Source organism: Pseudomonas sp. RA_15y_Pfl2_54 (assembly GCF_963971015.1).
In the GTDB taxonomy this organism is placed as follows: Bacteria; Pseudomonadota; Gammaproteobacteria; order Pseudomonadales; family Pseudomonadaceae; genus Aquipseudomonas; species Aquipseudomonas baetica_A.
Map to the genome: position 1 here is coordinate 17,961 of NZ_CAXAPN010000018.1, position 11,717 is coordinate 29,677.

Annotated in this window: 13 protein-coding genes; 8 read left to right on the forward strand and 5 right to left on the reverse strand. The window is 59.3% G+C overall.

Going from position 1 to position 11,717, the window contains the following annotated elements; genetic code table 11:
• Positions 1-18: 18 nt before the first annotated feature.
• Together AACY50_RS14670 and hmpA are read right to left on the reverse strand one after the other, a co-directional pair.
• Positions 19-579: an ester cyclase gene (locus AACY50_RS14670; RefSeq protein WP_339538775.1), complete on the reverse strand. Its 561-nt coding sequence runs from the start codon at positions 577-579 to the stop codon at positions 19-21.
• Between the two features lie 166 nt (positions 580-745).
• Complete coding sequence (gene hmpA / locus AACY50_RS14675) at positions 746-1,927, reverse strand: NO-inducible flavohemoprotein (protein WP_339432142.1); 1,182 nt, start codon at positions 1,925-1,927, stop codon at positions 746-748.
• Positions 1,928-2,090: 163 nt separating this feature from the next.
• Here hmpA and norR point away from each other — a divergent pair, with 163 nt between their 5' ends.
• From norR to AACY50_RS14700, 5 genes are all read left to right on the forward strand, one after another.
• Positions 2,091-3,650: a nitric oxide reductase transcriptional regulator NorR gene (norR, locus tag AACY50_RS14680; protein WP_339465294.1), complete on the forward strand. Its 1,560-nt coding sequence runs from the start codon at positions 2,091-2,093 to the stop codon at positions 3,648-3,650.
• Positions 3,651-3,775: 125 nt separating this feature from the next.
• Positions 3,776-4,678, forward strand: coding sequence for a chemotaxis protein CheV (locus tag AACY50_RS14685; protein ID WP_221731499.1), 903 nt, complete (start codon positions 3,776-3,778; stop codon positions 4,676-4,678).
• Between the two features lie 27 nt (positions 4,679-4,705).
• Entirely contained in the window at positions 4,706-5,164 is a 459-nt protein-coding gene (locus AACY50_RS14690; protein ID WP_339538796.1) for a GNAT family N-acetyltransferase, read from the forward strand.
• 87 nt (positions 5,165-5,251) lie between these two features.
• A complete protein-coding gene (locus AACY50_RS14695; protein WP_339538776.1) occupies positions 5,252-5,578 on the forward strand; it encodes a hypothetical protein in 327 nt (108 codons plus the stop codon).
• Between the two features lie 83 nt (positions 5,579-5,661).
• Positions 5,662-6,411, forward strand: coding sequence for a YkgJ family cysteine cluster protein (locus AACY50_RS14700; RefSeq protein WP_339432145.1), 750 nt, complete (start codon positions 5,662-5,664; stop codon positions 6,409-6,411).
• Positions 6,412-6,485: 74 nt separating this feature from the next.
• Here the strand turns inward: AACY50_RS14700 and AACY50_RS14705 are convergent, their stop codons facing one another.
• Both AACY50_RS14705 and AACY50_RS14710 read right to left on the reverse strand, forming a co-directional pair.
• A complete protein-coding gene (locus AACY50_RS14705) occupies positions 6,486-6,725 on the reverse strand; it encodes a hypothetical protein (protein ID WP_339538777.1) in 240 nt (79 codons plus the stop codon).
• Between the two features lie 111 nt (positions 6,726-6,836).
• On the reverse strand, positions 6,837-7,142 hold the full coding sequence (locus AACY50_RS14710) for a type 1 fimbrial protein (RefSeq protein WP_339538778.1): 306 nt from the start codon (positions 7,140-7,142) through the stop codon (positions 6,837-6,839).
• Between the two features lie 265 nt (positions 7,143-7,407).
• Here AACY50_RS14710 and AACY50_RS14715 point away from each other — a divergent pair, with 265 nt between their 5' ends.
• The 3 genes from AACY50_RS14715 to AACY50_RS14725 all read left to right on the forward strand — a co-directional run bounded on the left by AACY50_RS14715 (position 7,408) and on the right by AACY50_RS14725 (position 10,690).
• Positions 7,408-7,629 (forward strand): hypothetical protein, encoded by a 222-nt coding sequence (locus AACY50_RS14715; protein ID WP_339538779.1) that lies wholly within the window; start codon positions 7,408-7,410, stop codon positions 7,627-7,629.
• Positions 7,630-7,824: 195 nt separating this feature from the next.
• On the forward strand, positions 7,825-9,141 hold the full coding sequence (locus AACY50_RS14720) for an OprD family porin (RefSeq protein ID WP_339538780.1): 1,317 nt from the start codon (positions 7,825-7,827) through the stop codon (positions 9,139-9,141).
• Between the two features lie 43 nt (positions 9,142-9,184).
• A complete protein-coding gene (locus AACY50_RS14725; RefSeq protein WP_339538781.1) occupies positions 9,185-10,690 on the forward strand; it encodes a sensor domain-containing diguanylate cyclase in 1,506 nt (501 codons plus the stop codon).
• A 68-nt stretch (positions 10,691-10,758) separates the two neighbouring features.
• On the opposite strand, the gene lpxC is transcribed toward AACY50_RS14725, so the two are convergent.
• On the reverse strand, positions 10,759-11,670 hold the full coding sequence (lpxC, locus tag AACY50_RS14730; protein WP_007916984.1) for a UDP-3-O-acyl-N-acetylglucosamine deacetylase: 912 nt from the start codon (positions 11,668-11,670) through the stop codon (positions 10,759-10,761).
• Between the last annotated feature and the right edge of the window lie 47 nt (positions 11,671-11,717).

The following is an 11,717-nucleotide window of genomic DNA, read 5'->3' on the forward strand; positions in this document are numbered from 1 at the left end:
CCCTTGTATGTCCATGGTTCAGCTGGCTGGCGGCTGCGCGTGCAGTTGCGCCATCAGGCTGATGTTGTCTTCGATATGCCAATTGGCCGCGATGCGACCGTTGTCGATCTGATAGATATCGGTTGCCCGGAAGTCTACACGCTGGCCCTGCCCTTTGAGAGCCTTGAACGTGCCGCTGAAGTGCCCGCGAAAGTGCAGATGCACCACCACGCGATCACCGGCGACGATCATTTGCTCAATGTCGCAACGCAGGTCCGGCACCGCTGTGCGAAAGAACTTCGACGCCAGCAATGGCCCGGTCGGCCCTTGCACCCGACCTTCAGGCGGAGTCTTGTCGACAAACTGCGGCGACAAGGCGGCGATGGCCAATGCCTCCTCACCCGAATTCCAGAAACTGCCATAACGCCGCGCTGCCAGTTCCATGGCCTCAACCTGTGCCTTGGGCAGGCTCTGATCGACGATCAGGGTCTGCGGTGTGATCAAGGCCGATTCGGCACAAGCAAATGGGCTGGCCAACAGCGAAGCCGACAGGCTCAGCGCAGCGAGGCTGAAACGAGGGGAGAAGATGATGTGCGACATGGGAGCGATCCTGATCAGGTAAACGAACGAGCGCCTATCATCAGCATCGGGGAATAAACGATAAACCGGTTAAGAAACGATTAACCTTTAAACACTTTTTAAGAATCGAGACCGTAGTGATGCCATCGCGGGCAAGCCCGCGATGCAAACGACTCGGTCCGAAGGATTATTCCAAAGCGGACGCCGGGCCAAAGAACTCATACCGGCTCTGCTTCTCCGGCACGCCCAGCGCTTTGAGATGGCGCTTGATCGCCGCCATGAAACCTTTCGGCCCCAAGAAATAAGCATCGACATCACGCTGCGCCGGCAGCCATTCGCCGAGCAATTGCTGGTTCAACATCCCGACGTTGTCCGCCGCCGGGCTCACACCGTCATCTTCGGCGTAGCAATAGAAACGCTTGAGTTGCGGATGACGCTCAGCCAAACCATCGATCCAGTCGCGGAACGCATGGACGCCGCCGTTGCGTGCGCAGTGGATAAAGTGCACCGGGCGCTTGGTCTGCAGCGCCGCTTCAAGCATCGCCAGGGTCGGCGTGATCCCGACGCCACCGCTGATCAGTACCAGCGGTTTGTCGCTGGCCGTCAGGGTGAACTCACCCGATGGCGGAAACAGCAGAATGCTCGCCCCCACCTGCAATTGATCGTGCAGATGATTGGACGCACGGCCACCCGGCTCGCGCTTGACGCTGATGCGGTACTGGCCTTTGTTCGCCAACGCCGACAGCGAGTAGTTGCGACGGATTTCTTCGCCATCGAGGATCAGCTTCATGCCGATGTACTGACCCGGCTCGGCCGCGAGAATCGGGCCTTTGTCCGCAGGTTCAAAGTAGAACGAAATGATTTCCGCGCTCTCCTCGACCTTGGCCGCCACAATGAACTCGCGCGCGCCGCGCCAGCCGCCGACGGCGTGTTCTTTCTGATCATAGATGGCGGTTTCGGCGCCGATCAGAATGTCGGCCAGTTGCCCATAGGCCGCGCCCCAGGCACTCATCACCTCAGGCGTAGCGATCTCTTCGCCGAGCACTTCAGAGATGGCGCGCAGCAGGCATGTACCGACGATCGGGTAATGTTCCGGCAGAATCTGCAGGGCGACGTGTTTGTTGATGATCTTCGCCACCAGGTCGCCCAACTGGTCGAGTTGATCGATGTGCCGCGCATACATCAGCACGCCGTTGGCCAGGGCCCGCGGTTGATCGCCGCTGGCCTGGTGGGCCTGGTTGAACAACGGACGCACTTGCGGGTATTCAGAGAGCATCATGCGATAGAAGTGGGTGATCAGCGCTTCACCGCCGCTTTCCAGCAGAGGCACGGTGGATTTGACGATGGCACGATCCTGGACGCTAAGCATAAGGGTGACTCCTGCGTTTTCTTGAAAGTTACCTTAGGCTTATCAGCTTCCGTGCCAACTTTATTTCCTATAAAAAACAATCACTTAAAATTTAAGTAGTCATATCGACACCAAGCTATTTATAGTCAACACGACTACATCTTGTCTCTTTGACTACAAAACCATGTCCGCCAAATCCCTGCTCACCGCCCTGCTGCCTCTGGTCTCCGACCTCTCCCGTGAACTGCCCGAGGGCGAGCGTTACCGACGCCTGCTCGAGGCCATGCGCGCCCTGCTGCCCTGTGACGCTGCCGCACTACTGCGCCTGGACGGCGAAGCGCTGGTGCCGCTGGCGGTGGACGGCTTGAGCACCGACACCCTCGGCCGACGTTTCAAAGTCAGCGAGCATCCGCGCTTCGGAGTGTTGCTGGCAGGCAAAGGGCCGACCCGATTCGCTGCTGACAGTGACTTGCCCGATCCTTACGACGGCTTGGTCGAGGGCCTGGACGATCATCTCCAAGTCCACGACTGCCTCGGTTGCCCGTTGTTCGTCGATGAAAAGCTTTGGGGCCTGATCACCCTCGACGCCCTGGATCCCGAGCGTTTCGAACCGATCGAACTGGATGCGCTGCAAGCCTTCGCCAGCCTCGCCTCGGCCACGGTCAACGCCGCCGAGCGCATCGAACGTCTGGCGACTCGCGCCGAAGACGAACACCAGCGCGCGGAGGTCTACCGCCAGGCCAGCGGCCAGCAGCACCGCGAAATGATCGGCCAGAGCAAAGCCCTTAAACGGCTGGTAGAAGAAATCAATCTGGTGGGTGGCAGTGATCTGACCGTATTGATCACCGGCGAAACCGGGGTCGGCAAAGAACTGGTCGCCCAAGCCATTCACGCCGCCTCCCCTCGCGCTGATAAACCGATCATCAGCCTCAACTGCGCCGCCCTGCCCGACACGCTGGTGGAAAGCGAGTTGTTCGGCCATGTACGCGGCGCGTTTACCGGCGCCACCAGTGACCGGCGCGGCAAATTCGAGCTGGCCAATGGCGGCACGCTGTTTCTCGACGAGGTCGGCGAGTTGTCGCTAACGGTGCAGGCCAAGTTGCTACGGGTTCTGCAGAGCGGCCAATTGCAGCGCCTGGGCTCGGACAAGGAGCATCAGGTCGATGTGCGCTTGATCGCCGCGACCAACCGCGACCTGGCCGAAGAAGTGCGCAGCGGCCGTTATCGCGCCGACTTCTACCACCGCCTGAGCGTGTACCCGCTGCGGGTGCCGGCGTTGCGTGATCGCGGGCGTGACGTGCTGCTGCTCAGCGGATTCTTCCTCGAACAGAACCGTTCGCGCATGGGCCTCAACAGCCTGCGGCTCAACAGCGACGCCCAAGAGGCCCTGCTCGCCTACACTTGGCCGGGTAACGTGCGAGAGCTTGAACACCTGATCGGTCGCAGTGCCCTCAAAGCGCTGGGCAACAGCAAAGTAAGGCCGAAAATACTCAGCCTGAGTGCCGCGGACCTGGATTTACCGCATGAGGTTGTGGATAACTCGCCTTTGCCGGCGGCCGCTGTTGTGGCGCCTGTATCGCTCATCAGCGGGGACTTGCGCGCGGCAACCGAGGCGTATCAGCGCCAGTTGATCAGTGCGGCGCTGGCGCGCAATCAGGATAACTGGGCAAGTGCGGCGCGCGAGTTAGGGTTGGATCGGGCAAATCTGGGGCGGATGGCCAAGCGCCTCGGCATGAAAAACTGAAAAGCTTGAGAAGCCCCTCACCTGACAACTGACCTAAAGCCCATCCTTTAAACGCCGATAACCCGGCATCGATCGTTTTTGGCGATTCCACCTTCGCCCATCACCTTTTTCCACAGAAGGTTTTTATGTCCTCCAACAAAGCCCGCGCAGATTCACTTTCGCTTCTGCTGTTTACCTTGCGCAGCGGCAAGCTGATGGCGATCAACCTGCTGAAAGTCAGTGAAATCATCCCCTGCCCGCCGCTGACCAAGCTGCCGGAGTCGCACCCGCACGTCAAAGGCATCGCCACCCTGCGCGGCGCCTCGCTGTCGGTGATCGACCTGAGCCGCGCCATCGGCGAGCGACCGCTGGAAGACCCGAACGGCGGCTGCCTGATCGTCACTGACGTCAGCCGCTCGAAACAAGGCCTGCATGTACAGGCCGTGAGCAAAATCATCCATTGCCTGACCACCGACATCAAACCGCCGCCGTTCGGCTCCGGCGGTGTGCGCGCCTACATTACCGGCGTGACCTCGGTCGAAGGCACGCTGGTGCAAGTGCTGGACATCGAAAAAGTTATCCACAGCATCGCCCCGGCGCAGATTGAAATGGCCCCCACCGACCTGACCATGGAAGACGCCGAAGTCCTCGGCAACGCAAGGATTCTGGTGGTCGACGACAGCCAGGTAGCGCTGCAGCAATCGGTGCATACCCTGCGTAACCTCGGCCTGCAATGCCACACCGCCCGCAGCGCCAAGGAAGCCATCGACTGCCTGCTCGACCTGCAGGGCACGGCGCGGCAGATCAACCTGATCGTCTCGGACATCGAAATGTCCGAGATGGACGGCTACGCCTTCACCCGGACCCTGCGCGAGACCCCGGACTTCGCTCACCTCTACGTGCTGCTGCACACCTCGCTCGACAGCGCGATGAACAGCGAAAAAGCCCGTCTGGCCGGGGCCAACGCGGTGCTGACCAAGTTCTCCTCGCCGGAGTTGACCCAACGCCTGATCGAAGCGGCCAAACACGTTGCCGCCAGCGGACACTGAGCCTTGAGCCAGACGCACTGCTTGCTGATGCGCCGCGATCTGCGCGCGGACGCGCCGCCAATTGTCTGGCCGCAGGGTATCGAGGTCAGCCTTTATAACGCCGAACTGGCCCCGACCGTGCACCACCTGATGCAACTGGGCTATCGCGACGGTGGCGGCCGGGTGCCAGCGCTGGAGCAATGGCAGCAACGGTTTGAAACCGATCCCGAATACGATCCGACCCTGTGTTTTATTGCCCACGATACCGAGGGCGTCGTCGGTGTAGCGCAATGCTGGACCAGTGCCTACATCAAGAATCTGGTGGTACATCCGCGTGCTCGAGGCCGAGGTCTCGGTCGGGCGTTGCTGCTCAATGCATTCAAGGTGTTTCAGCAACGACGCGAGGGGTTTGTCGATTTGAAGGTGCTGGAAGATAACGTTCGGGCGCAGCGGTTGTATGAGAGTGCCGGGATGTATGTGGTTCGCCGGGAAATCGTCCCGCACTGATCCACTGCTTCCCCGCGACGACGTCGGCACAGACAACGTCTCACACTCAGGCATACTTCAACCTTGGCCATAACAAGGATGCCCACCATGAAGACCCTCACCTTAAGCCTGCTCTGTCTCACCGCGCTCACCTCCCAGGCCCACGCCTCCAGCCCCGAAGCCTGGGCGGCCTACGACAAAAGCGTACTCGCCAGTTGCACCAAGGCCAGTGGCCTGAAAAACGTCAAACCGGTTGGCAACCCCGCGCAATTCGATCGCCGAGTCGGTTACACCGCCGTTCTGCTGCAAGGTCAATACCCGCAAAAACACATGAAGGGCCAGCAAGGTACAGAGCTGTGCCTGTTCAACAAAAAGTCAAAAAGCGCCTTCGTCACCGAATGGGACTCGATCCGCCCCACCGCCAAAGCGCAGTAAATGGCGCACAACTTGCTTCGACAGGAGCCTGCACGGCGACTTTACGTCGCCGTTTCACACCCTGATTGAAGATTGATCGTTCAATGAATACGACGTTTTCCTGCGTAGGTTGCGGCAAATGCTGCACTGACCACCATGTCCCCCTGACCCTCTCCGAGGCCCGCATGTGGGCAGCGGATGGCGGCCAGGTGATCGTGCTGGTCGAAGCATTCCTCGGCAACGGCCTGGGCTTACCGGCGCAGCAGCGCGAGCACGCCGAACGGCGGTCGGTGGTGGTGCGCAGCGGTATGGCCGATGCCCACGTAGCCATCACCTTTGCCGCATACAACGTCGGCCCCTGCCGGAATCTTGACGAAGACAAGCGCTGTCGGATTTATGAACGTCGCCCCCTGGTGTGCCGGATTTATCCAGCGGAAATCAACCCGCATATTCCGCTCAATCCTGCCGCCAAGGATTGCCCGCCGGAGTCTTGGGAACAGGGCCCGGCGCTGATCGTCGGCGGTGAACTGGTTGATCAGCAATTGGTGGAGCTGATACAGCGTTCACGTCAGGCGGATCGCGATGACATCCAGATCAAAGAGGCGATTTGCGCCAGGCTCGGCATTCGCACCACGGCGCTCAAGGGCGATGGCTTTACCGCGTATTTGCCGAATATGGCGGCGTTTGCCACCGTGATAGACCAAGTGAGCGCGCAACCGCCGAACGAAGCCCTGAGTGAATGGCTGTTTCATGTGTCCGGGGATGACATTGCCGGGCAAGTGCTGGCGGCCGGAGGGCAGGTGGTGACTGAGCCGGCGCAGACGTATGCGTTCATCTCGCTACGGGCGGCATGATCCAGCATTTTCGCTGAGGCTGATGACCTGACCGTGATCGAACATCACAGCCAGGCCTGAGAGGGGAATGAAACTCAGCGCTTGCCCATCGAACGACGGGTGCCCGGCGGCGCCATGCCCGGGGTCTTGGTGTGGCCATTCTTGGCGCCGTTCTTGTACCACGGCTGGTTCGAACCTTTGGCGCCCGCCAACTCGCCCGGTTTGAACGGGAATTTGAAAGCCGGGATCTCGGTTTTGGTTTCGTTGGCGTCGGCCAGCTCAGCCGGGACATCGCTCACGGCGTCGTCAACCGGCGGTAGGGTCGGGGAAGTCATAAAAGCTCCGCAAAGCAAAAAATCGGGCCCGATCAGTGAGCCACAAAGGCGCGCAGTATACCTGTGCGCCGTGGGTCAGCACCTGAAGATTTGCGGCGCACGCCGAACGGTTTACAGGTAAGTGATGGTCACAATGCCTTTGTCGGCCGAGGTCTTCAGCGACTCATAGGTCATGGCAAACGGCAACGTCTCATGGCTGCACGCGTTGCGATAGGTATCGACATCGAAGCGCATGCCGGGCTTGAGCTCGACCTGGCGCGATTCACTGAAAGCCAATGTTCCCGCTCGCCCGACTTCACAGCCGGAATCGACGATTTGACCGGTGAAACGGATCTCCCCGCCAGTGCCTTGAGGGGCAGCAGAGACCGTGAGCGCAAGCAAAACCAACACACTCGAAATGGCGGTTCTGGGTTTCATGACAGGACACTCCCGTAGACACCCACGCCGTTAATGCTTGGGCTATATAACGTGTATCCGCTGGCGAGAGCGGATCTTTAAGCGCGCAGCGGCGGGTCGGCTCTCAGCGCTGTCTTCAATAGACCGGAAGATCAATACACCAGGGCCCGCCGATATTTGCTGTTGCTGTAACAGTCATTTATGAAAATCACGCTGTTTCCAGGCGCAAAGCGACCTTATCTTTGCCCGCACCAAACAGCACTTGCCAAGCAAGAAGGTTTTCAGAATGTCCAACAGTATGGGTATTGCCAGCGCTTTCGTTTTGTCCTCATTGATCCTGTCGCCGATGGCGATGGCTGAAGAATCCCAAGCGTTCGTTGCGCAAAAAATTGCACGAGCCCAAGCGTACGATCAGCACCAGGCTGAAATGGTGGCCAAGGCCAAAGACGCCACGCAAGCCCCACAGGCCGCCGCCGGCGAGACTCAATCGCCAGAGAAAGACAGCTGATTAGCGCCCTGTTCCGCTTCCCTCGACGCGGTTGTTTGGCTCTTCCCGTTCAACCGTCGTCATTGCAGGCCGCTGCCTTTCAGCGGCCTTTTTTCGTTGTGGGCTGAAAGCCGTTTGGTGCGTCTTCCCCAATAAGAAACGTTGAGCACCTCGATACATTGAAGTGCCAATCGACCCCAAGGAGCTCCCCTGCACGTGCGTTACCCAGTCCGTTTTACTCCGTTGTTCATTGCAGTTGCCGCAACGATGGCATCCTCCGCCCACGCCGACGAGCCGGCCAAAGAAGGTTTCGCCGAGGGCTCGAATCTCAACCTCAACGCCCGCAATTACTACATCAATCGCAATCGTCTCCAGCGCACAGACGACAACATCGAGTGGGGCCAGGGCTTTCTCGGCATCTTTCAGTCCGGCTATACCGAAGGCACGGTCGGCTTTGGCGTTGATGCACACGCCATGCTCGGGCTGAAACTCGACGGCGGTGGCGGTACGGATGGCTCCAGCATCCTGCCGATCAGTGATGGCCACGGCAAAGCGCCGGGCGCATTCTCGACGGCCGGCGGCACCTTGAAAATGCGCGCGTTCGATACTGAGCTGAAGGCCGGCGATCTGTTTCTCACCAACCCGGTGATTGCTGGTGGTGACAGCCGTATGCTGCCGCAGACGTTCCGAGGCGTCAGCCTGACCAACCACAGCTTCGACGGCTGGTTGATCGAAGGCGGTCAGGCCAGTTTCACCAAGCCTTACAACCAGAGCGGCCACACACGCATCGGCACCTCCTATGGCGCCCTGGTCGATGGCGATGACAGCCGTCACCTGAACTGGGCGGGCGTGGCCTGGAGCGGTGTCGAGGGCCTGACCAGCAGCCTTTACGCCTCCGAACTCAAAGACATCTGGAACCAGTACTACTACGACCTCGACTACACCTGGCAATTGAACGATGTGATCAGCCTCAATCCGGGCCTGCACGTCTATCACACCCAAGACACGGGCGATGCGCTGCTGGGCAACATCGACAACAACACCTACAGCTTGCACGTCACGGTCGGTGTCGGCGGCCACAGCGTCACCGCCGCGTATCAGCGGGTCAACGGCAACACGCCGTTCGATTACATCAGTCAGGGCGACAGCGTTTACCTGGACAACTCGCAGCAATACTCGGACTTCAACGGCCCGAACGAACGCTCGTGGAAGCTCAAATACGCCTATGACTTCGCGGGTGTCGGTGTGCCGGGCCTGAATTGGGCGGTGTCCTACTCGCGCGGAACGCTTGATCTGAGCAAAGTGGACCCGGACAGTCAGGGTTACTCCAATTGGTACAGCGCCGAAGGGCGAAACGCCAAGCACTGGGAACGCGACATCGATCTGAAGTACGTGGTGCAAAGCGGTCAGGCCAAAGATCTGGCCGTGCGTCTGCAATGGGCAACCCACCGTGGCAGCAACGGTTACGGCGCGATTGATACAGACACTGATGAATACCGCGTAATCTTCGACTACCCGATCAACGTCTTCTAGGATCGGCGCTACGCTCAAAGGACCTCTCAACCGAAAGCGCATCATGATCGCGAGCCTTACCCCACCTGTTGCGGGCAAGACCGGACGCCCCGAGCTGCTGCTGATCTGCGGCAGTTCGCTGACCGTGTTCGCGATTTTGTGCATCGTCACTTTTCTACTGATCCGTGAGCACGCCAACGCTCAGGAAACGGCCACCCGCAGTGCCACGACCATTGCCCAGTTGATCGACGCCGACGTGCTGCGTACCGTCGAGCTGTACGACCTGACGCTGCAAGGTCTGATTGCCGCTGCACAGCGCGACGACTTGCAAGCGGTCTCGCCGCAAATCCGCCATCTGGCGCTGTTCGACCGCTCGACCACTGCACGCTTCAAGGGCGACATTCTGTTGCTCGACAAACACGGCGATGTGATCGCCGACTCTTCAAGAGTCGAACCTAAACCCGGCAATTTCGCCGACCGTGATTACTTCCTGGCCCATGCGTTCAACCGCGACGTCGGCATGTTTATCAGCCGTCCGTTCAAGACCCGTTGTGATTGCGATGAGGCCAACCAATGGCGGATCAGCTTCAGTCGGCGGGTGTCTTCGGACACTGGTAAGTTCATCGGCGTGGCTGTGGCGTCGATGAAGCTCGATTACTTCGAGCAGTTGTTCAACAGCCTGAATATCGGCAACGACAGCACACTCAACATCATCAATAACGATGGCGTGTTGCTGGCGCAGAAACCTTACCTGCAAAGCGACTCTATCGGCAAAAGCTTCGGCAACCGGCCCAACGTGCTGCGCATACTGCGCGACAGGGACGGCAGTGGGAGTTTCAGCAGCACATCGAGCATGGATCAACAGCAGCGGCTCTACACCTATTCGCGGGTCGGCAATTTGCCCCTGGTGGTCATCGTTGCGCTGTCCGGCGATGAAGTCTTCGCCACTTGGCGGCGTACGGCGATGCTGATCAGCGGCGCCACGGGGGTGTTGTGTCTGGGGTTGTTGTGGCTGACCTGGCTGCTCGCCCGCGAACTGCGCCTGCGCCAACGGGCCGAACGGGATCTGGCGCAACTGGCTGCCACGGACGCACTGACCGGTCTGGCCAATCGGCGGATGCTCGATCAATCGCTGCGCCACGAGTGGTTCCGCGCCCAGCGTGCGGGCAAACCATTGTCGGTAATGATGATCGATGCCGATCACTTCAAGGCCTTTAACGACCGGCATGGGCACCAGGCGGGTGACCAGGCATTACGCGAGCTGGCCAAAGTCATCACGGCGAACGTGCGACGGCCGGCAGACTTGGTGGCGCGTTATGGCGGCGAGGAGTTTTCGGTGATTCTTGCCGAGACCGACAGTCATGGCGCGCAGCAGATTGCCGAACATATTCGTGAGGCGGTGGAACAATTGCCGCTGGTCGACGGGGCACAGGTGCCGATGACGGTGAGTATCGGTATCAGCACCTGGACGGCAGCGAGCGAGATGACGCTGGAGCAGTTGCTGTTTGCGGCGGACAAGGCGTTGTATCAGGCCAAGGAAGGTGGACGCAACCGAGTGCTGGCGGGCTGAGTTCTGTTTCAAACAATAAAAAAAGGCCACCCAAAGGTGGCCTTCAAAAAACTAGAGAGGTTTTTTACTTACACCGCCGCAACAGGGCGCATGTAAGAGATGGGTGCGGTGCTGGCGTCTTCGAACGTCACCACTTCCCAAGCATCTGTCTGCTCAATCAACTTGCGCAGCAACTGGTTGTTCAGTGCATGACCGGACTTGAAGCCTTTGAACTCACCAATCAGGCTATTGCCCAGCAGGTACAGATCGCCAATGGCATCGAGGATCTTGTGCTTCACGAATTCGTCTTCATAGCGAAGGCCGTCTTCGTTCAGTACGCCATCGGCATCGACCACGATTGCGTTTTCAACGCTGCCGCCGAGTGCGAGGTTGTGCTTGCGCAGGTACTCGATGTCACTCATGAAACCAAAGGTACGGGCGCGGCTGACTTCTTTTACGAAAGAAGTGCTGGAAAAATCCACGCTTGCACTTTGGGTGCGGTCCCGGAAAACCGGGTGATCGAAATCGATCTCGAAGCTCACCTTGAACCCTTCGAAAGGAACGAAAGTGGCGCGCTTGTCGCCGTCTTCCACTGTCACTTCACGCAGGATGCGGATGAATTTCTTGGCGGCGTCCTGTTCTTCCAGGCCAGCCGATTGAATCAGGAATACGAAGGGTCCAGCGCTGCCATCCATGATCGGGACTTCGGACGCGGAGAGCTCGACGTAGGCGTTATCGATGCCCAGGCCAGCCATGGCCGAGAGCAAGTGCTCTACCGTGTCCACTTTGACGTCGCCGTTTATCAGCGTCGTCGACATAGTGGTTTCACCGACGTTTTCCGCGCGGGCAGGAATCTGCACCACAGGGTCGAGGTCAGCGCGACAAAACACAATGCCAGTGTCGACAGGCGCAGGCTTGAGGGTCAGGTAGACCTTCTCCCCGGAATGCAGGCCTACACCTGTGGCACGGATAATATTTTTCAGTGTGCGTTGTTTAATCATGGCTTGGGCCGCTTCAGCGCAAATTGCGAACTGGTATCAACAAAGGC